Source organism: Maribacter corallii (assembly GCF_047345415.1).
Taxonomy (GTDB): Bacteria; Bacteroidota; Bacteroidia; order Flavobacteriales; family Flavobacteriaceae; genus Maribacter_C.
This window is the reverse complement of sequence record NZ_JBLFEP010000002.1, coordinates 1,044,458-1,067,557: the sequence shown is the minus strand read 5'-3', so window position 1 is coordinate 1,067,557 and position 23,100 is coordinate 1,044,458. Positions and strand designations below refer to the sequence as shown.

The window sequence follows — 23,100 nt, the reverse complement described above, 5'->3', positions numbered from 1 at the left end:
CAAAAAACTTACAGCCCACCCCTATTAATAAAAGTGGGCGCTGTCTCTACAATATGTCAAATGAACTTCCTTTTCTTGCCCGACATCACTGCCAAAGCGGGTGCAAATATAAGATGGTTTTTTTGTTTGCACAATACCAAAATGAAATATTTTAAAAAGCTTTCGAAAAAAAAATATTAACAGCTGTATATCAATGTATTACATATCAAAAAATATTCTAAAAAAAAGATAGGACCAGGGTATAAATTCGGTTTTCATGACTTCCCTATTTCAAAGGGCTTCAAAAAACAGGGCACGCTAAATACAAAGCGGGTAAAGATATGGCCTATATCATAAGGTCAAGTACACTTATTTCCTAAGAAAAGAAGTTCCACACCAGTCCAAAACGTATCACGAAATCCCGATAGGGGTAATTGGGCGCGGCATAAAAACTATTCGTATCGCCAAATGAAGAATTAAAGTGTTCGGCCTTCAAGAAAATTCGCGTTTGTTGCACTTTGGCATTAATAAAGAAATCAAGCATGGGAAAACCTCCCAACTCCTCGGTATTCTGAATATAAAACTCACCGAGTACCGGATTGTACGCATCCATCGTATATGAAGTAAAATACTTCAGGGTAACCCCTGTTTGTAAAAACATCGCCTTCTTAAAGACATGAGAAGAGAAATACAACGTATTGCGTGTTACGAGTTGTGGCACATTCAATACCTTGTTGGTTTGTTGTACATCTTGATACATTACTGTATTGCTCAAGGCAAAACCACCCACCTTTATCTCTTTCGAATACTTTAACTTTAGGTAGTTGACACTATTGGTTTCTTGAAAAGGCTTAATGGAAGCCTGTTCTGAACCCTCGACCAACGTAATTGAGGGATCTGAAGAAAAGTAGGCATAGTTGTCGGTCGTTGTAAATTTCGCCGAGAGATTTCCCCATACTTTAGATTGAAAATCAAAATTCAACGCGTTGACCCTTTCATTCTCAAAAGTGTTCGTGTTTTGCCAGTTGTAGTTCACATAATCACTTTGGTAGAGCAAAAAGTTGAAATCGGGCATCCGGGATGAGGAGTGGATAGCTGCCTTTACCTTATGTTTATCATTAAAGGAATAACTCGCCGAAGCATCTAGAATATTACCGGTCAGGGTACCTGATAAGTTATATTTCACAGACCCCTTCAATAGAAAACCTTTTATTTGTTTGCGATAGGTTGCCCCAAGGGCGACTTCTTGACCTTCGAGTTGATTGGTAATCGTTTGGTCTTCAGTAATCAATAAACTGTTCGTGAAGTAATTATAGTTATATAAACTAATGTTCCCCTGTAAACTTCCGAGCGTTGCATTATAGAAATCGGCGCTCAACTGATTATACATTGTTTTCAGGTTCATTCGGTCATCGATCGCCCCCAAGAGGCCTTCCCCGAAATACGTATTTTGCGCAGCCTGTGTATATTGATAGAATTTGGTCTCATAATTGAACTGGTGTCCAATGGCCAGAGAGGTCTTCTCAATTCTACTTGAATCTTTCCTTGTACGGATCAATTTATATTTATGATCTAGAAAATAGCGTTTGCCCAACAGTTTGTTCTGTGCATCCGCAAAACGGATATCAAGCTTTACCCTGTCATTGAACTCGGGATCTGCTGATTCAAATTGCAGTTCTTTTAAGGGCAAGCCACCGTTCTCTTCGGTTTTGACGTCTTGCGCTGCAATATGGGCCCGTAGTTGGTAACGCCCATTTTTGGTTACGTAATTGGTCGTCGTGGTAAAGTTACCCGACTCCCCTTGATTGAAACGGTATTTTCCCAGAGACCTTAAGCTTTTATACCCGATAGAAAAGTTTAAGCGCCTTGAGGTATTAAAGGCCAATTTGGCATCCAGCATCTGCCCTTGCTCGAAGGTCGTCTTGAACATCAGGTCCGATAAAGGAGTAGCTACATTATAGTAATCGATATCCTCTAGTTCCCAGTAGTTCGCATGTTTGGCCTTCGCCCCTAATTTTGGATACAGATTCAATCGGTCGAGATCCACCCCCAACTTATTATACGGTTGTCCGATATTCGCAAAAGGCATAAGTTCGAAATCGTCTTTTCGCAAATAATTGTATTTGTATTCCTTTTGAATGGTCAAGGTAGTATCCAAGAAGGTAGTGTCACGCGCGAAACTTATGATTTTGTAATCAGCAATGGTAATCTCTGCCCCTTCTGGCGGAGCTCCTTTGTCCCTGGCCTTTTTAGACTTCCTTTTCAGCGTATCGGATTTTTGAAGATCTGGCGGAGGATTGTCTTGTGCAGATAGAGCGGTACACGACAGCACCAAAAACAGCAGAAAGAAATATCTCATTACTTGAAGTTACGAGACAAAGTTAATTTTTTTTGTTCGTAATAAAATGTGAAAGTTTAAAGGTCGTACCAAGCTCGACAATGAATCGAACTATTGACCTACTACACAAGAATTCATTTATATTCGTACAGTATCAATAACACTAGTCCAAAATGTTGAGAGCATTTTACAGTACCATACACGAGGCAGGAACGGACGAAGCAGGCAGAGGGTGCCTCGCAGGACCCGTAACTGCTGCCGCAATCATACTACCGGCCGGATTTCAGAACGAGGTGCTGAACGATTCAAAATTACTATCGGAAAGGAACAGGGAACAACTCAAACCTATTTTGGAAAGAGAGGCCATTACCTTTGGCGTAGCTCATATTCCCCATACTGAAATCGACAAAATCAACATTTTAAATGCCTCTATTTTGGCAATGCATCAGGCCATCAAAAAATTGAAGATCAAACCCGAATTCATAATCGTCGATGGAAACCGATTCAAGACCTTTGAGGGTATTCCCCATGAATGTATCGTAAAAGGGGATAGTAAATATCTGAGTATTGCTGCTGCTTCCGTATTAGCCAAAACCTATCGTGACCAATACATGGCCGAGCTCCATAAAACGTACCCCATGTACAACTGGAAGCAAAATAAGGGGTACCCAACGAAAGAACATCGCGAAGCGATACGAAAATATGGAATCACCGAGTACCACCGAAAAAGTTTCAAACAATTACCGGAGCAGTTCACCTTGCCGCTTTAAATTTGAGTTGGCTTTTTTGCGTTCGAAGCAGATGATCCAAATACGTGTTAAAAAGCATAACTTTGTGTAAATGCTCTCATAAATGAACTACAGAATTCCGTTCCTAGCTGTATTCCTTTTGGTTGTGGGTTGTTCCGAGGATGTATCCCTTTCCAAGCCTTTGTTGGATTTCGTTCCTAAAAATGCCTCGGCCATCATTAAGATCAATGACCTTTCAACCTTCAGGACCAGTCTAAGGTCCAATACTTTTCTTAAGGAGTTGAGCAACACCCAAACCATTAAAAAGGCAGTACAAAAAGTTCAATTCTTGAATTTGCTGAAGTCCGAATCAAAGAGCATCCTAGCTTTTGTCGAAAATGACACCCTAGGATTTGAATCGGTGTATCTGACAGCGTATTCCCCAGGTATTGTACAACAAGACAGCCTTGAAAGTGTGCTTGTCGAAGCACTGGATTTTAAGGGAATCGCCTTAACGACCTACAGATTCGAAGAGCGCATTTTTTACCAAACCAAATTAGGCACCACCTTCGTGATGTCCTCTTCCCCTTCGATAATTGAAGTAATAATTGAAAATCTCAAGAATAATAACGCTTCCGAAACGCTTCAAAAACTCTACAATATCTCAAATGGGTACAAGCCAGCCACCTTATATCTTGATGTACAAAAAGGCAATTCGGTTCTTGGTTCCCTCATAAACGATTTGTCTAGAATCAATGTTTCAAATTTTTCCGATTGGATTTCACTTGACTTCAGTCTAACACCTTCACAACTAAGTCTTACCGGTATTAGTATTGCCAATGATTCAGTCTGGAATTACATTGATCTCTTCGCAAATACCAAACCATTGACGCCAATAACCCCCAGTTTGGCTCCGGAAGCTACAGATGCACTACTTGCCTATACCTTTGACAACCACGGTACATTTGCTAAAAACCAAAACGCCTATTTAAACGAAAACCGACCTATCGACCCCCTATTCGAAACTGTGGAAGAAGTCGGCATTATTTTGAACGACAAACGAAAGGCAGTGGTTTTAAGCACACATGGCCCGGAAATACTGACCGACTATATCGAGCGATCCAAAACTTCCACTATCGAGTATCAGGGCAACCAAATCATTAGACTACAACACAGTAGGTTCATCGAAGAGGGGTTTACACCTTTGATATCAAATTTCAGATCGAATTTCTGTTCTTTCATCAATGACGTTTTGGTATTTTCCGAAACTAGGGAATTCCTTGAGTTTATTATCCGTAATCATAAGAATGGGGCTACCTACGACAGGGGAGGCACCTTTACTAGACTTGGCAAATCCCTTGCGGAAGAATCAAATCTCCTTCTCATTTCAAATTCAACCAGCCTCAAAAAAATCTTCCAAACGGAATTATCAGCAGAATTTCATAAAGAACTCGGCACAGCATTACAGTCACCCTATGATATTGCCACCCAAATAAGTGCGGATAAAAACTTCTATCACACCAATATCATCATCAGCAAACAAGAAAGAATTGGATCCAATACGGGTGTTACCGCCTTGTTTAAAACGAAGTTAGATACCTCAATTGCTACCCGACCACAGTTCGTCACGAATCATCTGACCAAAACGAAGGAGGTGGTCGCACAAGATTTCAATAATGTCCTTTACCTGATTTCGTCAAAAGGAAAAGTACTATGGAAAAAACAGTTAGAGGGTCAAATACAAGGAGCCGTAGAACAAGTAGATATTTTTAAAAATGGACGATTACAACTTGCCTTCACGACCAATAACCAGTTTTTGGTCTTAGACCGAAATGGGAAAGAGGTAAAACGTTTCACAAAGACCTATGAAGGCGGAGGACTTAATCCATTAGCGGTTTTTGATTACGACGGTAAAAGAGACTATCGTTTTGTAATCACCCAGGGCAAAAAGACTTTTATGTACAATAGCAAAGGTTCTATTGTAAAGGGCTTTAAGTATACCGACGCCCAGGATATCATTTTGGAAGCCCCAAAACACCTCAGAATCGGCAATAAAGACCACCTTGTCTTCAAATTGAAAAATGGCATGTTGAAAATACTGAATCGAGTTGGGGATGTTCGTGTGAGGGTAAATGAGAAAATCGATTTTTCAGAGAACGAAGTGTACTTGAATAAAGACAAGTTCACCCTTACGGATAAAAAAGGAACACTCTACCAAATCGATACAAAAGGTGGGCTATCTAAAACCAATCTTAATCTATCCAACGATCACGGTATGTTCGCCACAGCAAATACCTTGGTACTTATGAACGATAACATACTGACCATTCGTGGAAAGAAGGTCGAACTTGAGCTAGGGGTATACACCAAACCTCGAATTAGCTATATCAACAACAAGATTTATGTGAGCGTTACCGACTTGCAAAGTCAAAAAGTATATCTGTTCGATAGTCAGGCCAAAGCCATTCCCAACTTCCCCGTTTTCGGAAATTCCATAATAGATTTAGCGGACTTGAATAATGATACCATTCTTGACATGGTCGTTAGCGATGAAAACGACACTATTCTTACTTACAAATTGAATTAGGCACGCGCATACCATTTATACACAAATGTGCTACAGCCGTACATCAAGGGTTGCATTCCATAGCTTTTTCCCAGCGACTTTTGTTAACCTCACTATATTAGGCGTCATAAAGGGTTATTAAATATAAACCTATTCCTTTTATAATTTATATGTACGATGAAAACCAATAGAACAAAACTCAAATCTGCTTTTGCCATCCTTTTTATCTTGTTTTGTGGGGTTGAAGCAAATGCCCAACTGCTAAAAAAACTGGGGAAAAGAGCAGAGAAAGCTGCTGAAAGAGCCGTAGAACGACGAGTAGAAAAAGAAACCACTGAAAAAACAGATCAGGTGCTAGATAGTATTCTTGAACCTGGAAAAAAAGGAAAACAACCCACAGGCAAGAACGGCCAATCAATTCCAAACAAGGAAGACGGGGAGCGCCCTTCGACAAGTACGGATCCCGGCAAAATTGAAAAGGCACCGGATCAGCCGGAGCAATCCATAGCGGTGTACCGCAAATTTGATTTTGTCCCTGGTGACAAACCGCTGTTTCTGGATGATTTCAAAAATGATTTCATCGGAGACTTTCCCTCTAAATGGAATACCAATGGAGGAGGAGAACTGGTCAATATCAATGACTCTCCTTCAAAATGGCTAAAGATCCTTCCTGGGTTTGGCACAGAGTATATTCCTGACGTCGAAGAACTACCAGAAGAATTCACTATGGAATTCGATGTCATTACGGAAGGCCTTGATAGTAAAACCTCATCCCAGTCCTACCTTCAGATTATGGTCGGCGACACAAAAACATTTGAAAAGCCCAAGAACTATGGTTTTGTAGAATACCCATTTTGCCAGTTCATAGACGCAGGAATAATCGTTGAAAACAATATCAATGGTAAGCGTGAGATTAGAAATGACATCCGAGCGGATATTAGAAAAATCGTCGCCTCGGAACACCATATATCGCTTGCAGTAAACAAACAGCGATTTCGAATATGGATCAACGAGCAAAAATTAGTTGATGTTCCAAGATTGCTTCCTGCCAACACAAAAATGCAAGGAATCAAAATACATCTCAGAGGAATTGACATTAACAAAGAAGCCATTTATCTAAGTAATTTTAAAATTGCCGAAGGTGGAATAGACCTTCGTAGAAAACTGATTTCCGAGGGTCGAATTTCTACCAATGGTATTCTCTTCGAGAGTGGTTCGACTAATCTACAGGCACAATCGATGGGCATTATCCGTCAGATTTATCAAGTGCTGGCCCAAGAAAGTAGTCTCAACTTAAAAATTGTGGGCCATACCGACTCGGACGGGAACGAAGACACTAATTTGAAACTTTCGAAACTGAGAGCTGATGCCGTCAAAAATGCACTAGTCTCTATCTATAATGTTTCGGCCAATCGCCTGACAACTGATGGCAAAGGCGAATCTGAACCCGTTGGCGACAATACTACGACTGATGGGAAATCACAAAATCGACGCGTAGAATTTATTAAACAGTAAAAATTTCAAAATGAAAAATAAACTATTAGGCTTTCTCTTATTTGTCTTTGTTACCGGTCCTTCACAATCGCAAGAGAATTGCAGCAAATATTACCCCATGAAGGAAGGTTCTTTTTTTGCGTACACCATGTACGACAAAAAGGGGAAAACCGAGGGCGTAACCAGTTATACGATTTCGGAAGTCAGTACAGATGGGGGAGCTACCTCAGCGACGTTTGATTTGACTTTTACCGATAAGAAAGGAAAGGAAGTGTATAATTCAGACTATACCATACAGTGTTCCGGAGATGGTATAAGTATTGACTACAAATCACTCTTTCCTGCTCAAATGATGAAGCAATATGAAGACATGGGCCTTGAAATGGACATTAGCGGAACCGATATACAACTACCGAACGACCTGAGTGTTGGAAAGGAACTCGATGATGCCAATGTATCGGTCGCCATGAAAATGAGCGGAATGAAAATGAATATTTCCGTCGACCAAACGGACCGAAAGGTCGAAAAAAAGGAGAACCTCACAACTCCTGCAGGTACTTTTGAGTGCTATGTCATTACAGAAACCGCCTCATCAACTACCATGGGTGCTACCCGTGAAACGGTTAACAAACTCTGGTTGGCGGAAGGTGTAGGTATGATCAAGCAAGAATCGTACAAACAGAACGGTAGTTTGCTGAACCGTATGGAGCTCACAAAATATACGAAGTGAGTATCTACCTTCCTTATATGAAACGCTGTTTCCAAGTAGGAGTTATTCCATTTTAGCCAACAGTATGTCACTTTTAAAGTAATTCTTATAATAATATAACCACTAAAATTCCTCACAATGAAAATCAAAGTACTTTTAGTTGCCCTCTTATCCTTGAGCGTCGTTTCGTGTATCAAAGATCATTATGGACATCCCGATGACAAGGACCTCGTCTTGACGGAATCCAATTACTTTTATTCGGATGACTTCAAGACAACGTTCTATGAAATAGAAGTGGAGAAACTCAACGATGAGATCAAGGAATTAGATGCTATCATCGATGCTGGACAGGGTACCGAAGAAACCCAAGAAAAACTGGATACGGCAAAGGCCAATCGATTGGCATTATCAAATGAGCTCATCGAAATTGCCGGCTTACGTGAAGCGGTCTATAGAAGAAGGCCTCCCCTACCTGGCCCCTGCCCTAAAAATGGGAACTGTGATTGGCCCGGCATTCAATACATCGCTATTCCCACGGGACTAGAATTCTACGAGTTGGTCATTTTTGATGCGAATGGAGGGTTTTTAGGTAGCACCCAAGGAAGCCCAGAATCGGTAGGACGTGCAGGAAACCTTTTGGACTATGTTGTTTTCCTTTATGAAGGAGAAGGCTATCAAGGGGAAATCACGGTTCAAATCAAAGAAAAGGCAATTTCGGACAATGAGATAACCATCTTTGTGGTCAACTCGGATATTGGAGGTCAGTAAAACCCATGCGAAGTGCCACAATGCAACTAAAAAACCAGCCCCTTTACAAGGCTGGTTTCCATGTTAATAGTTTATTTTAGTGGCAAACCGTAAGTGGTCCGAGCATGACCTCATAGATACGTTTTTGGGGTATGGGTCTAGGTGACGCTTTGTGAGTGCTCGCGCATACTAGAGGGAGATTTATTTGGGATATCGTAAAAATAAGATTTTGCTAAGATTCGTTTGCATTTGTTTTTCCCTCTGTTTATGGGCGGTTCAAATTTGTCAAGGACAGACGTACGAGCAGGAGCTGGTTCTGCTTGAGGACAAGGCCTATACACACTTCTATTCGGACAAGGATTCTACCTACCATTATTTCGATCGTATTGTTCAATTGGCACTGGATCATCAGAACGCACCTGCCGCCATAGACAATTTAAACTACGTCTGCTTTTCCGCAGGGTACTTTTACGATCTGGAAAAAATCAAATCGACGATAGCGCGTACCGAAATTCTCATTGCACAATATGCCCATGTGCTTGACACCCTTCACGATAAAGGGGATTTTCAAAAAAATTACTTGAATTTCAATAAAGGTAATTATTATCACAAGCTCCAGGATTATGCAAGGGCCGAGGTATATTTTGATGGAATAGCAAAGCATCTTTTGGCGAGTGGTACACCCCTACATGAAGATGATATTGAGCTGCTGTCACAGTGTTACAATTTCATTGCCCAAATGAATGTACAGCAAAGTCGCTATCAGGTAGCCAATGAATATTATGAAAAAAATATCCGTCTCTATAAACAGTCCCTGCCGGATGATCAAGAGGGACTTCATAAAATCTACAATCTGTATGCCAATTCGCTCTACGCCCAGAAGGATTTCGAAAAGGCAAAAACCCTTTGGATCAACTCCCTGAATTTTCTGGAAAAGAACTTCAGTGACCGAAATAGAAATAGTTTGGTCACAACCGGACTATTGGTCGCTAAAGTGTTCAAAGATCTTGATCAAATTGACAGTGCCTACTACTATTTGGAAAAAACAGAAGTCTTCAAAGCCAAGGATGATCCATTCGAAGACCGGTTTCTTTCAGCGCGAGGGGAAATTCTAGTCAAGGAAAAAGCTTATGACAAAGCGTTATCCCTATTCCAAGACGCCTTGAGTACGACTTTGAAGAACAATCGCCCCAACGTGCAAAAACGAATTGGTGACCTATACCTAACACGAAATGAACCTGAAAATGCTCTTCACAGTTACCGAAGTGGGCTTGCGGAACTCGCGGCAGAATCCGGATCAGACCAAAAGACAGTAAACCCAATCCCTTCGATGGCCAAGCGAAAAAACATCCTATTCTCACTATTTTGTGGAAAGGTCAAAGCCCTAAGTGCCCTATCAAACACCTTTCCGGATAACAATGAACTGTTAGGTGCGGTAGACCAAGGGCTTAGTACTCTTGATTTACTGAAGCCCTCATTCAAGAACAACGTCGACAAACTCGACTTGATCAATGAGGCCTTTACGCTTTTTGAAAATGGATTAACTACGGCCTATACATTGGCCCAAGGCCCAGGTGGCGAAAAATACATCGACCTGGCATTCGACTATGCGGAAAAAAGCAAGTCCATTTTGCTTTTGGAAGCACTATTAAGTGCTAAGGCGACCCAATTTGCCAATGTGCCGGAAGCATTGTTGCAACTTGAGCTCCAATTGAAATCCGAAATCACATTCAATGAGAAGAAAGTCATCAATTCCAAAGAGGACAAAAATGCTCTGAAGGACCGGCTTTTTGAACTGAAGGAATCGCATCGAAGACTAATTGACAGTATTGAAAACCACTACAAAGATTACTATGATCTCAAATACAATACGGAGAGCCGTTCGCTCTATCAAACACAAGAACTGTTGGAACCCGATGAACAACTGATTTCCTATTTCTATGGAAATGATGCCCTATTTGCCATTGCAATAACTCATAACGAAAAACGCATTCATCGGATAGCCCTGAATGCCGAGCTCGAAAGGACGGTCAAAAATACCTATGCCCTGATGGTAGACCCGCATTCCGATATTGCGGAACTAGGTCGAATTTCGAATCGACTATTTCAGCAACTCATCGCCCCATTACTGGATTCCAAGAAAAAAAGGAAACTGATTATTATTCCTGACGGCCTTCTTAATTATATTCCTTTCGGAGCCTTGAATATGACGAATGAAGGATTATTTTATCTGATGGAGGAGTATGACATCAGCTATGTCAACTCGGCAACCCTGTACGAGCAACTTACGAATCGAAAACGAATGCAGGGTGATCTTCTTGCCTTTGCCCCTACATTCTCTGGAGAGCTGACCGATGTCAATCCGGATCGCAATACGCTATTGCCCCTACCGCATAATAAAAGGGAAGTCAAACAGATTCTTTCTTCATTCAATGGCACATCATATGTCGATGAAGCGGCAACACTTCGAAATTTTGCCCATCAACTAGAGGATTTCAGCACCTTGCATTTGGCCACCCATGCGGTGTTCGATGACAATGCACCTGAGTTTTCATACTTGGCATTCTCAAGCACTCCCGGCCAGAACAATCTGCTCTATGTCAAGGATTTGTACAATCTTCAATTGCAGTCAAACCTAGTAACCCTTAGCGCCTGTGAAACCGGGGTTGGCGAACTTAAAAAGGGGGAGGGTTTTCTTAGCTTGGCCCGAGGTTTCTTTTACAGTGGTGCGGCCAGTATAACAAGTACCCTTTGGAAAATCAATGATGCATCTACCGCTACTATTATGGATGCATTCTACAAAAACCTAGCAGCCGGAGATACCAAGAACACTGCATTGAAAAAGGCGAAAGTCGATTTCTTGCAAGCAAATCGAGAAAACGCTTTGGCACATCCTTACTATTGGTCAGGATTTGTCATTTCAGGAAATACCTCAGCGCTGAGCCCCGGAAGTTCGGCCCAGTTTGTGCAATGGGGTATTCTTCTTTTCATCGCCCTTATTAGTGGGGTATTATTTTTAAGGAAAAAGTACCTATCGCAGCGAATCCAGTAACTCTTGGGCCTTTACCTTTTTGAAATCATATTGCGACACTTGGCGCTCCAATACTTCTGTAGCACTCTCTGTATCGTTTTCCTTCAGGTAGGCCAAGGCGAGATACCAATTTGCCTCCGCCTCGAATGTACTATCTTCAAGAATACTTTGAGCAAGCAATTCGATGGCCTCCTCGTTCCTATTAAGACGCAATAATACTTGTGCCAAATAGAAATTGCCATGCGCTATGGTCGCCCCGGCCTCTAAAAAAAGTTCGGCTGCCCTATCATCATCTTGTGATTCATAGGCAACAAAAGCCGCTCTTTCAAGGGTTTGGTTTCCATCACTTCTTGTAATGGTGTACACCGTATTCGGATAAGGCTCAAAATAGGCATCGTAAAGGTCTTGATTGCTCGTACCCAACAGTGAAGTGTAGGCAAACCATCCAATAGCGATCAACATGGTAATAGACGCAGCCACGGACCAAGGTCGAAAACGCGCATTGGTCCTCGGAACAGCTGATTTCGCTTGGATATTCTTCTCAAAACCCTGCAATTTAGACTTCAGCTCTTGGTTTTCCTTCTTTCGAATCGCCTGTTGCAGATCTTTTTCAAATAGAAACTGGGCTTTGAAATCAGCGTCCGTATCCAGCAGGTCATTGAACGCTCTTTCTTGCTCTGCAGTAAGCTGATTCGAAAAGTAGTTATAAAGTAAAAGCTCCTTATCCATACCTATACCTTTGCCTGAATTCGTTCTCTCAATGTTTTCATGCATCGTGATTTTGCAGCCTTGACGACATTTTCACTGTTATAGTCTACGGCTTCCATTATTTCTCTTATCGTATAGCCACGATAGTAAAATAAGGTAAGGAGTTCTTGACATTGCTTCCCCAGCGTTGCAAAGTGCTTTCTCAAAAGCGTTTGTTCCGGGGTAAGTTCACCAGTATCAAAGTCAAGTGTCTCGATGACGGATTCATCGTCACGTACAATGTCTAGATTGTATTCACTGTTCACGGTTTTTTTATTCTTTCGCATCCTATCAAAGATTAAATATTTACCAATGCTGAAGAGATAGGTAGAAATACTACTGGTCAATTCTTTGATCTTACCACTCATTACATTATCGTGAAAAATAATATAGGCATCTTGGTATATGTCTATATTTTCTTCATCGGATAAGTGATACCTACGGGCAAAATTCAGAAACTTATCCCTGTTTTGCTCATAGATCTGCTTAAAGGCCAATTCAGAGCCTTGCCGCAGTTCTTCCAGTGTGTTGGTTCTACTTGATTCTTGCACTTTGATGAAAGGAGATTCGAAAGGTTAACACCTTGAATAGCGAAAGTAGCGATTTTTTAGAAAAAACCGGTTCGCTTAGAGCCTCCCACATCATACACCACAAGGCTTTGTAGGACGAATACCACCACAATTATTTTAAGTAAATCTTCTTTAAATACGTCCCTTTCCTAAAAAAACCTGACGCCTTGTTAACCTTTTTTGGGAGCTGTCATTAAAAGGAAACCTTAAAAATTTTGATTATGAAAACAATGCTCACCTTAACCCTTTTGTGTCTCATCGGGGTCACTAATGCACAAACGAACAATAGCGAGAGCTTGGATAGCACCAAACAAATGAATCTCTTGGATGAACAGACCAAAATATTTGGTCAAGTGTTCGAACTAGGGGGCATGGGTGCTGACAACCCCTTCGGCGGGGCTACCAACTATCTACAGCTATTGGACCAAATCGAGATGAATCCCGAAATGAAAAAGGAGCTTCGAGACCAATACAACCTATACGACATGAGTTTGGACCCTAAAAAGAAAGATTCATTGGGTATCGCTTTTAGTCAGAAACTACAAGAGGCCATGGAAAAGAGTCAAAACGATATTGAAAATTAATACCAGATAAAAGCAGATTATGATGCACTTTAAAAAATATTTCACCTGTAGTCTAATTCTTTTAAGCGCGTTTACCTATGGGCAGGAAATCAAAGAAAGGCATATCAGAAAGCTAAAAAATAGACGGACCCCTTCCTTGCCATATCCGAACAATGACCTGGCACCGAGCTGGAATAGTGTTTCTCTGACCACAGTCAGGTTCAACACAATAGAAATTTAGTACGTACACAATTAACTTTTAAATCTTAGAACAAATGAAGAACAAAGACAAATTCAGCATCCTCCGCGCAACCACACTATTTCTTATTGCAGCAGTGCTATTGCAGGCCTGCGATACCGAAATTCCGGATGTCGACACTGAACCACCTACATTTCGATTTCAAATCCAAGGAGACGGATTCGACCAAACCTTCGATGAGGATACGGACTTTGATAGTTTTCAACTCAACCTTAGGGAAGATGCCCGATACAATATCACTTTTAGTGGGGCAGATCTAGGGGGCGTCAAACATATACAATGGCAATACGCCACCGATTATGTAGAATTCGAGACCAGTATACCAAGCCCATGGACCACACGTTCCAGTGGGTTGAGCACGTCCATAAATTGGTATGGAAACCGTTCAAATCCACAGACAGGAATGATCCTCACAGCTTCAATCAGACCAAATGGCGAAAACATAAGTCATGCGTTCAATTTTATGGTAAAGGATTTTGGTGGGGCTTCCGCCATGGAGAATACATTGTTCAAATCACTTAACATCTATTCGGGTAATCACAATACTGAAATCATAAGGTTTTAATCTCATTTTTGCTTTATGACGTATAGGATAAACCGAGGTGGGCACCTCGGTTTATCCGTTTTGATGTTAACCTTTCATAAAACCGATCCATAAAGAAGAAACTTTAAAAACAAATTTTATGGAAACGTGTATAATCAATTTGAAACAGCTGTTCCGATTAGGTTTAATCGTGGGTGTATTACTCACAACGCAATGCAAGAAAGAGGACCCCGTACCGATACTACCCGAAAAAAGCGTGACACCTGAGAAGGAAGAGGAGTTCGAATCGGTCAATACCGAACCTTCAGCCCCGCTCTTAACGCTCCCTGAGAATGGCGATGAACTAGTGGCGCTGACCTCCATGTTCAGTTGGCAAGAAGCTACCGACCTAGAATCGGATGCCATCACCTACAATGTATATCTAGGCCGCAACGGACAGCTCCTTACTTCCATTGCCAACAATATAACCACTACGGACTTTTTACTCGAAACACCTTTGGAGAAAGGCCAGAATTACCAATGGCGCGTAGATGCCGTAGACGAAAAAGGAGCTTTGAAGGCCTCGGAAACATTCTCCTTCATTACAGAATACAATACGATAACACAACTAACTGAAAGCGCACCTTTCTCCAAACGCAAAAATGCCGCTCTTATATCGTTTCGCGATAAGATCTTTTTACTCGGTGGGGAAAATGAAGCCGGCGAGCCTCTTGCAGAGGTATGGTCTTCCTCTGACGGGGTCAGTTGGAATATGGAAACCAATAACGCTGCTTTCGGCCCAAGAAAATCTGCTGCAGTCGTGGTATTTCAAGGCAAACTATGGATGTACAGTGGTACGAGCGATACTTCTATGAATCAATATATTTGGTCTTCTGAGGATGGTATCAACTGGATACAAGAAGAAAATAATCGTATTTGGAACAACACTCCCTTTTTGGGGCAAAGTCATACCACTATGTTCGTTCATGATGGAAAAATATGGCGATTTGCCGCCTATGACGGATCTATCGGTGATTTGACTACGGAACGGCACGTTTGGAATTCAGCAGATGGAAAAAACTGGACGCTCATCACTGAAAACCATGGTTTCAATCAAAAATATGGAATGAAAATAGTATCATTTCAAGGACAACTTATCGCCTTTGAGGGATCTCCATTCAGTGAAACCAAAACTAGTATCATACGTAGCAGCGTCGACGCTTTAGACTGGAGTATTGTTACCGAAAACCCACCATTCCAAATAGGTTTTTATAGTGATGCCATAGTTCATAATGAACGATTGTATGTAACTGGAGGGCTCACCTATGAGGAACTTTGGTTTACCGATAACGGCACCAATTGGAAGAAGGCCGTACAACAGCGCGACTATCCTATCAAATCGGGCAATACAAGTGTAAACCATAATGACCGGCTCTATATTATTGGTGGGAATCGCAATCAAGTCGCAAATGATATTTGGCGTATTGACTAGCACATTTTGAATATCATAAGGAACCGAGGTACTATCCTCGGTTTTTTTTGCCCTGATGTTAACCTCGACCGTGTTTCATCATAAAAAGGTGCTTACTAAAAATAAAATGATGAAAAAATTAAAACTTTTATACGTGCTTACCTTTTTTGCATTAATCGTTTCTTGTGAAAAAGAGGAACCTATAGATCCGATTGTGGATCGTACAGATGGGAAATCGATACCAAAAGAAGGTAGCTTCCCTAAGGGAACTGACCTTTCGCTCAATTTTGATATAAAGACCCAAGAAGATCAAATGGGCGGATTCGCCCAAAATGCCATGACCATCTTTGACGGCAAAGTTTGGTCAGTAGGTGGTGTAAATGATTATGGCGCAACAAGTTCCCACTTTCTATGGAACAGTACAAATGGAATAAACTGGGCAACAGTACCCGTATCAACAACCACTTCCGAAGCATTTAGCAACTTCCGTATTGGACATACCCTGACCGTATTTCAAGACCAGCTCTGGTTGATTGGCGGTAGGGATGCTACCGATGTAAAATATACCAATCTCTGGCACTCCCCGGACGGTAGCAACTGGTCGGAAGTGGCCCCACCTTTTGGCCCCATACCCGAACATACTACTTTGGTGTACAATGATAGATTATATGTCATTGCGGGAAACGCTACCAGCGGGAACACCGAAGTATGGTCTACAGGAAACGGAGCTGATTGGGTTCAAGAGACAAACGACGCTTTTTCTGGCCGCGCGGGGCAAAAAGGCGTTGTCTTTAACGATACCATGTACGTGATTGGTGGGGAAGATATTGACGGTACGAAACTAGCAGAAGTCTGGGCCAGTACGAATGGACGCGATTGGCTTAGATCAGACCCACCCTTTACCGGAAGAAATGCGCATACGGTTACGGTCTACAATGACAAGGTATGGGCGATTGGCGGGCAAGACCCAAGCGCACGTTTCAACAATGAAATCTGGTATTCTTCCAACATGACCACCTGGGAGCTTTATGATGGTCCGCGACCCGGAAGCGATGGTATTAGTTCGCACACCATACTTTTTTACGACGATGCACTCTGGTTGTTCGGTGGTTACCAAGATGACGGAATTGGAGGCAGCGAAGCCAGGGGAGAAATCACTGCTATAACGGAAGATTAATTAAAAAGAACCATCTCTCTTAAACACAACGCATTCAGCAGTATAGACAACGAGCACATACCGTTGAAAGCCAATGCATTCCCCCTTGACTTTAGAATTAAATACAAACAACAATAGTATAACTTTAAAATAATCATGATGAAAAATTTAAAACACCTTTTGTACGTACTGACCTTTTTAATCGCGCTTTCCTGCGAAAAGGATGACGCGCCTGAGCCACCTATGGAAACGACCAAGGTAACCAGTGTGCTTTTGAGCACGGTGGACTCATTTACAGGGAAATGCTCCAAGCAATTTGACTTCACCGGAGAAATTAAAACGAACGGCGCCATGACCGTGAAGTATACTTGGTTGCGCAGTGATGGCGCTACATCACCCGAAAAAACCCTGGAATTCGACGCCGCAGGAAGTAAAACGGTCACGACCTCCTGGACTTTGGGCGCGGATGGAAACACCTATGAAGGACTTTGGCAGCAAATCAAAATAACAACACCAGAGGAAATACTCTCGAACAAAGCGGAATTTGATTTGATATGTGACGCAGAAGTTGTTGGTATAGAAACCTCTGTAGCTGTCATTGGAGAAAATGAGTTTACCGGGGAGTGTCCCAAGAAATTTGAATTTGAGGGCACCATAGAGGTAGACGCACCGACCTCCATAACCTACACTTGGATAAGAAGCGACGGGGCCACAGCGCCGGAAGAAACATTGGAATTCGAGGCGGCAGGAACCCAAACGGTTACCACTTCATGGACTTTAGGAGGAGGGGGAACTACCTACGAAGGGCTATGGCAACAATTAAAGATCATAGCACCTACCGAAGTACTTTCCAATCAAGCATCCTTCGATTTAACTTGTTTGGAAGATCACACCATTGACGTATTGTCTTTAGACCCAACGTCACCGTCTACATTGTTTATTGGAGACCGAGTAACCTTTTCTTTTGATTACAAAACAAACGAAGATGATGGGGTCCGTATTTTTGGAAGACCTTTTACGAATGGAGGTCTTTCACCTGACTACGCAGCACATGGATCTCCTTTACATCCTGTTGGATCAGGTAATAAATCAGGATTTTTTACGGTCAATACACCCGGAAAAATAGACCAGATACGATTTCAGATGTTCAATGAAGATCAGACCGAACTATTACTTGAGTTATTTGTAGATGTAGACTATGAATTTATAGCGCATAGTGTTACCGTAAATTCTATCACTCCCGATGCCCCTGAAACGTTATGTCTTGGAGAGCGGGTAGAATTTTCATTCGATTATATTACAAATGAAGCAGGAGGTGTACGTATTTTTGGAAGACCTCTTACAGGAGGCAATCCTTCCCCAGGCTATGGAGCCCATGGATCACCCTTATATCCTACAGGAGAAGGCAGCTCAACTGGTTTCTTCACACTTAATACCGAGGGTACCGTAGACCAAATCCGTTTTCGAATGTATAATGATGCCCAAACGGAGCTCTTGCACGAATTCACAGTAGATGTAGATTATACCTTTGTAGCCCACAAAGTAGATCTTGTTACCATAAGTCCGGAATCACCTGCCTCCCTGAGTACTGGAGAACGTGTAGAATTCGACTTCAAGTACAAGACCACCGAAGCCAGCGGAGTTCGAATTTTTGGCAGGCCCTTTACAGGCGGTAGTCCTAGTCCCGGATACGGAGCACACCCATCACCGATACACCCAACCGGTGAGGGTACGGCCAGTGGTTTCTTTACCTTGAATGGGCCTGGCGCAGTAGACCAAATTCGCTTTCAGATGTGGAACGCCGATCAAAGCACCCTCCTTTATCAGTATTTTGTCGATGTCGACTACACCTTTACGAATTAGTAGTAGACGACAACATCCCTATAAACCCCACACTAAAAACCGAGGTCTGTACCTCGGTTTTTTTTGTTCCCTCGTTAACCTTTCGAACTATCCAACATGAAAGGGAAAATAAACAAAACGAAAAATTTGAATTATGAAAACTACAATCAAAATATGGGCCATCGGTTTGATACTTTGTACCCTTGCGATGACCTCATGTACCAAAGAGGGACCTGAAGGACCGGTTGGGCCCATAGGCCCACAAGGGGAGCAGGGGCTACAAGGGGAACAAGGCACAGAAGGCACAGAAGGCCAAGCAGGTGCGGTCAATGTAATGTATAGCGAATGGTTAAATCAAGACTTCAACTTCATAGATGGAGCCAAGTTCAAAGCCATGAAGGTCGATGAAGTCAGATTGACAAATGAGTTCTTTAACGAAGGTGGCATTGTACTTGGCTTTTTTAGGTTTTCTAGAAATGTACAATATACCTTACCGTATATCTCGAATCTCAGAAATACCATGCGATCCATCACCGCAATCTCCTTTTCGGACAGAGGTGAGGTTCGATTTTCATTAGAAAGTACAGATGATAGCGAGCTAAACGACAATGAAGTTAATGGGGTTGGCGCAGACATTCAAGCACAGTTTAAATATGTAATGATTCCCGGAGGCATATCCCTATCAGGTAAATCCCATCAAGTTGACTTCCATAAAATGACATATGAAGAAGTCATGGATTACTTCGCACTCGATTATTAAAAACAGGACAAGGAATGAAGCCTCGGTTTTAACCGAGGTTTTTTTGCTTACGACGGTTAACCTTGCTCGATCATAGGCATTAAAGGGAAATAAAACTAAAAATCTAGAATTATGAAAACTACAGTTAAAATGTTGAGCTTGGTAATGGTACTGTTAACGCTTTCGACAACTTCTTGCACAAAAGAAGGGCCACAAGGACCTATTGGACCTCAAGGTGAACAAGGGATTCAAGGCGCGCAAGGTATTGCCGGCCAAAACGGTACTGATGGACAAAATGGTGCTGATGGTCAAGACGGTGCTGATGGAGAGGATGCCGAATTCAATCCGATATACTTTAAGGTTCGCGGTAACGGCTTTGCCGTTAAAGATTTGGATGGCGGCACTACTATTGAGACCGATATCTGGGAAATCATAGATTTTGACACGGCCAATGCATTTGACAGTTCGTCGAAACGCTACGTCATACCGGAAACAGGGTATTACTTTCTACAGGGCTATGTACGTCAATCCAATACGGTCACCGACGCATTTTTTAGGCTCAATTTTAACATAGACCCGAATTCTCGATATAGTCAAATTGTCGATGGTGACGATGTTAAGATTAATGTCAGTGGTATTTATCGTTTATCGGCAGGCCAAGAAGTATATATGTCTCTTAGAAATTTCTCTTCTAGTATAGATGTACGCATTGATGGCACGGGCAGTTGGTTCGAAGGATATAAAATCAATTAATAGCAAAAACCATCATCAAAACCTCGGTCATTGCCGAGGTTTTTGTGCTTTTAAGGTTAACCTTTTTCCAACACGAACATAAAAAGAAAACAAAATGACAAACAAATTTTAAAATTATGAAAACTACAATTAAAATGCTGAGCTGCATACTTGCAACAGTATCACTTTCACTAACCTCCTGTAGCAAGGATGGCACAGACGGAGCCATAGGACCTATTGGCCCTCAAGGCGAACAAGGAGTAGCAGGAGAGCAAGGATTACTAGGACCTAAAGGAGATCAAGGGGAACAGGGAGACCAAGGGCCAGCTGGTGAAGATGGCAATGCCGAAGTCTATTATAGCAATTGGATACCGGCTGATTTCACCGGAAGTAGTGATACGGTCAAATTTATGGATATCAAATTTCCAGATACGATGCCTTCCGCGTTCAGCATAAAAAATACCCATTTGATTCTGGTTTACTTCAGTGGCTTTGGAGATGGTAATGTCTACCTATTGCCGGTATTGAATTTTAGGGGAGCGCAATTCACAGCTGGATTTGGGTCTGGCAGTGCCGCAGTTGAGGATATTTTGATTCGAGCGCAGGCCCTTTCGGGAGTTCTCAATGAATTTCAAATCGATCCTAACCGAGGTGCTAAATTCAGATACCTCATCGTACCCCCGAATATTTTATTAAGTGGAAAGAAAAAGAATCCCGACTTTTCTAAAATGAGCTATGAAGAAGCAATGGACTTCTTTGGATTGGATTACTAAAAACTCTAACCCATAAAATGAACAAACCTCAGTTTAAACTGGGGTTTTTTCCTTGATAAACTGGGCTTCAAAGAGCGTTTCAAAATGACGAAGTAGTTTTTGTTGTACCTCGTTTATATCAACCTCTTTTCGTCCTAGTTCGACATTTAGGGACGTCACCGCCTTGTCTTTGATTCCGCAGGGGATCATCAAATCAAAGTACCTTAAATCGGCGTTTACGTTCAGGGCAAAACCATGCATGGTCACCCATCGCGAAGCGCGAACGCCCATGGCACAGATTTTTCGGGCAAAGGGAGTTCCAACATCCAACCAAACTCCTGTTTCACCCTCGGAGCGTTCCGCTTTCAAGCCGTATTCGGACAACGTCAAAATGACCATTTCCTCCAGTAATCTCAAGTATTTATGAATGTCCGTGAAAAAATTATCCAAATCAAGAATGGGGTAGCCCACAATCTGACCAGGGCCATGATAGGTAATATCCCCTCCCCGATTGATTTTGTAGAATTGCGCCCCTCTCCGTTCCAACTCCTCCTCATTGACCAAGAGATTGGAGAGATCTCCACTTTTACCTAAGGTAAATACATGAGGGTGCTCCACAAAGAGAAAGTGGTTGGGGGTGACCAAGTTCGATTCCTCCCGCCGGTTTTTGATTTTAAGGTCAATGATGTGCCGAAAGAGTTCTTCTTGGTAGTCCCAAGTCTTTTTGTAATCACGACGACCTAAATCTTGTAGATGCACCTTTTTATTCATCGGTGCAAAGATACGAACCCTAATTCGGATTGTTCAATATGACCAAGGCCGCAATCACCCCGGGCACCCATCCGCAAAGGGTGAGCAGAAAAACAATAATAAAAGAACCGCAGCCTTTACCAATGACCGATAAGGGCGGAAATATGATGGCAAGTAATACTCTTAAAAAACTCATTTGATTTGGATTTTTGATTGATGATGTACCTATGTGTCGCAAATTTAAGCGCTTTGTTACAAAATCCGCTATTTTAGAGGCGTATAACCCGTTCCACAATGATTCAAAAAATCATATTAATCGTCTCGTTTGTACTTAGCTTCAACTGCTATTCGCAATATCGCTTTGAAGGCTACCTCTCGGAAACGGTTAATGGGACCGATATCTACCTTTCCATTATCGAGGATTATCGCAAACTTTCAAGACCCTATTTAGAACAAATCATTAAAAAAGCTGAGATCGACTCTTCTGGGTATTTTAAATTTGAGGGAGATAATCTTTCATTAGAGAATCGCATCTATCGCATTCATGTGGATGAGTGTTCTCAAAATTCTTTTGATTCCAGCCATTTTTTAGGACAATGTCAAAACACCCAAAGCATACTTTTCATCGCAAACAATAGCGATACGATTGTCTTTCCCACTTCTTTTGATAATGAGGTACTGTGTGAGTTGACCTCAACAAATATAAAATCGGATGCTTTTCTACAAATCGATGCGCTAAAGGAAGAAATGGCCTTTGAGTTCTACGAATTTCCAAGTGAAGCCAGCCGGAAACTAAATTCTAAAAAGTGGTTCAAGATACTCCAAGACTTCGGAGAAAATCTCAATGAGCCTTTGGCCGAACTTTATATTTTCGACTTTTTATCGGATAAGCGAAACGAAACCTATTCCCATTATTTAAAAGATCTTTCTAAAAATGAGTATTATTCCGATTTGGGCGGGCGCCTAGAAGCTATTTACCCAAATACCAACTTTACCGAATTGTACCTCACTGACGTTTCGAGTGATCGAAGCATGGCCTTGCAGGGCAATGCACCAAACTCGCCCTGGCCCTGGATTTTAGGAACACTGCTTTTCTTTTCCCTAGCATGCAATGCTTATTTGATAAGGAGGCATCGTTCCTTAAAAAAGAACCGCAAAAATGAAGCTTTGGGCAAATTGACTGCTCAAGAGCAGAAAATCGCCGATGAAATCTTAAAGGATAAAACCAACAAAGAAATTGCCGCTGATCTGTTTGTCAGCCTGAGCACGGTTAAAACGCATATCAACAATCTCTACAAAAAACTGAATGTAAGCTCACGCGATGAAATCAAACAGTTATTGGGCTGACCTCTACGTTCATCAAACGACACCCGCTATCCGTTTACTTCCGGTTTAACACGTGATT

Annotated in this window: 20 protein-coding genes; 15 read left to right on the top strand and 5 right to left on the bottom strand. The window is 41.9% G+C overall.

Annotated features, from left to right (window positions below; all coding sequences use genetic code 11):
- Window positions 1-355: 355 nt before the first annotated feature.
- Entirely contained in the window at window positions 356-2,338 is a 1,983-nt protein-coding gene (locus tag ACKWCA_RS09895) for a putative porin (protein WP_413978023.1), read from the bottom strand.
- A gap of 152 nt (window positions 2,339-2,490) precedes the next feature.
- On the opposite strand from ACKWCA_RS09895, the gene ACKWCA_RS09890 reads away from it, so the two are divergent.
- From ACKWCA_RS09890 to ACKWCA_RS09865, 6 genes are all read left to right on the top strand, one after another.
- Complete coding sequence (locus ACKWCA_RS09890) at window positions 2,491-3,087, top strand: ribonuclease HII (RefSeq protein WP_413978022.1); 597 nt, start codon at window positions 2,491-2,493, stop codon at window positions 3,085-3,087.
- 82 nt (window positions 3,088-3,169) lie between these two features.
- A complete protein-coding gene (locus tag ACKWCA_RS09885) occupies window positions 3,170-5,632 on the top strand; it encodes a ribonuclease HII (RefSeq protein WP_413978021.1) in 2,463 nt (820 codons plus the stop codon).
- 156 nt (window positions 5,633-5,788) lie between these two features.
- Window positions 5,789-7,126 carry an OmpA family protein gene (locus ACKWCA_RS09880; RefSeq protein ID WP_413978020.1) on the top strand — a complete coding sequence of 446 codons (1,338 nt, stop codon included), beginning with the start codon at window positions 5,789-5,791 and terminating at the stop codon, window positions 7,124-7,126.
- A gap of 10 nt (window positions 7,127-7,136) precedes the next feature.
- Window positions 7,137-7,835: a TapB family protein gene (locus ACKWCA_RS09875; RefSeq protein ID WP_413978019.1), complete on the top strand. Its 699-nt coding sequence runs from the start codon at window positions 7,137-7,139 to the stop codon at window positions 7,833-7,835.
- Between the two features lie 117 nt (window positions 7,836-7,952).
- Window positions 7,953-8,582, top strand: a complete 630-nt coding sequence (locus ACKWCA_RS09870) for a Tim44 domain-containing protein (protein WP_413978018.1) — start codon at window positions 7,953-7,955, stop codon at window positions 8,580-8,582.
- A gap of 208 nt (window positions 8,583-8,790) precedes the next feature.
- A complete protein-coding gene (locus ACKWCA_RS09865; RefSeq protein WP_413978017.1) occupies window positions 8,791-11,613 on the top strand; it encodes a CHAT domain-containing protein in 2,823 nt (940 codons plus the stop codon).
- On the opposite strand, the gene ACKWCA_RS09860 is transcribed toward ACKWCA_RS09865, so the two are convergent.
- Window positions 11,593-12,321 carry a tetratricopeptide repeat protein gene (locus ACKWCA_RS09860; protein WP_413978016.1) on the bottom strand — a complete coding sequence of 243 codons (729 nt, stop codon included), beginning with the start codon at window positions 12,319-12,321 and terminating at the stop codon, window positions 11,593-11,595. The genes ACKWCA_RS09865 and ACKWCA_RS09860 overlap by 21 nt on opposite strands.
- 2 nt (window positions 12,322-12,323) lie before the next feature.
- A complete protein-coding gene (locus ACKWCA_RS09855) occupies window positions 12,324-12,890 on the bottom strand; it encodes an RNA polymerase sigma factor (protein ID WP_413978015.1) in 567 nt (188 codons plus the stop codon).
- Between the two features lie 239 nt (window positions 12,891-13,129).
- Between ACKWCA_RS09855 and ACKWCA_RS09850 the strand changes: the two genes are divergently transcribed.
- The 8 genes from ACKWCA_RS09850 to ACKWCA_RS09815 all read left to right on the top strand — a co-directional run bounded on the left by ACKWCA_RS09850 (window position 13,130) and on the right by ACKWCA_RS09815 (window position 20,966).
- Window positions 13,130-13,492, top strand: coding sequence for a hypothetical protein (locus tag ACKWCA_RS09850; RefSeq protein ID WP_413978014.1), 363 nt, complete (start codon window positions 13,130-13,132; stop codon window positions 13,490-13,492).
- Window positions 13,493-13,746: 254 nt separating this feature from the next.
- Complete coding sequence (locus ACKWCA_RS09845) at window positions 13,747-14,295, top strand: hypothetical protein (RefSeq protein WP_413978013.1); 549 nt, start codon at window positions 13,747-13,749, stop codon at window positions 14,293-14,295.
- Window positions 14,296-14,413: 118 nt separating this feature from the next.
- Window positions 14,414-15,745: a Kelch repeat-containing protein gene (locus ACKWCA_RS09840; RefSeq protein WP_413978012.1), complete on the top strand. Its 1,332-nt coding sequence runs from the start codon at window positions 14,414-14,416 to the stop codon at window positions 15,743-15,745.
- Window positions 15,746-15,854: 109 nt separating this feature from the next.
- A complete protein-coding gene (locus ACKWCA_RS09835; protein WP_413978011.1) occupies window positions 15,855-16,901 on the top strand; it encodes a Kelch repeat-containing protein in 1,047 nt (348 codons plus the stop codon).
- Between the two features lie 135 nt (window positions 16,902-17,036).
- Complete coding sequence (locus ACKWCA_RS09830) at window positions 17,037-18,743, top strand: hypothetical protein (protein WP_413978010.1); 1,707 nt, start codon at window positions 17,037-17,039, stop codon at window positions 18,741-18,743.
- Between the two features lie 133 nt (window positions 18,744-18,876).
- Entirely contained in the window at window positions 18,877-19,482 is a 606-nt protein-coding gene (locus tag ACKWCA_RS09825; RefSeq protein ID WP_413978009.1) for a hypothetical protein, read from the top strand.
- 111 nt (window positions 19,483-19,593) lie between these two features.
- Window positions 19,594-20,214, top strand: a complete 621-nt coding sequence (locus ACKWCA_RS09820; RefSeq protein WP_413978008.1) for a hypothetical protein — start codon at window positions 19,594-19,596, stop codon at window positions 20,212-20,214.
- Window positions 20,215-20,330: 116 nt separating this feature from the next.
- Window positions 20,331-20,966: a hypothetical protein gene (locus tag ACKWCA_RS09815; RefSeq protein ID WP_413978007.1), complete on the top strand. Its 636-nt coding sequence runs from the start codon at window positions 20,331-20,333 to the stop codon at window positions 20,964-20,966.
- Between the two features lie 33 nt (window positions 20,967-20,999).
- Here ACKWCA_RS09815 and lipB read toward each other — a convergent pair whose 3' ends face one another.
- Both lipB and ACKWCA_RS09805 read right to left on the bottom strand, forming a co-directional pair.
- Complete coding sequence (lipB, locus tag ACKWCA_RS09810) at window positions 21,000-21,716, bottom strand: lipoyl(octanoyl) transferase LipB (RefSeq protein WP_413978006.1); 717 nt, start codon at window positions 21,714-21,716, stop codon at window positions 21,000-21,002.
- 19 nt (window positions 21,717-21,735) lie between these two features.
- Window positions 21,736-21,891 (bottom strand): YqaE/Pmp3 family membrane protein, encoded by a 156-nt coding sequence (locus ACKWCA_RS09805; RefSeq protein WP_413978005.1) that lies wholly within the window; start codon window positions 21,889-21,891, stop codon window positions 21,736-21,738.
- Window positions 21,892-21,989: 98 nt separating this feature from the next.
- Between ACKWCA_RS09805 and ACKWCA_RS09800 the strand changes: the two genes are divergently transcribed.
- Window positions 21,990-23,042: a response regulator transcription factor gene (locus tag ACKWCA_RS09800; protein ID WP_413978004.1), complete on the top strand. Its 1,053-nt coding sequence runs from the start codon at window positions 21,990-21,992 to the stop codon at window positions 23,040-23,042.
- Window positions 23,043-23,100 lie beyond the last annotated feature (58 nt).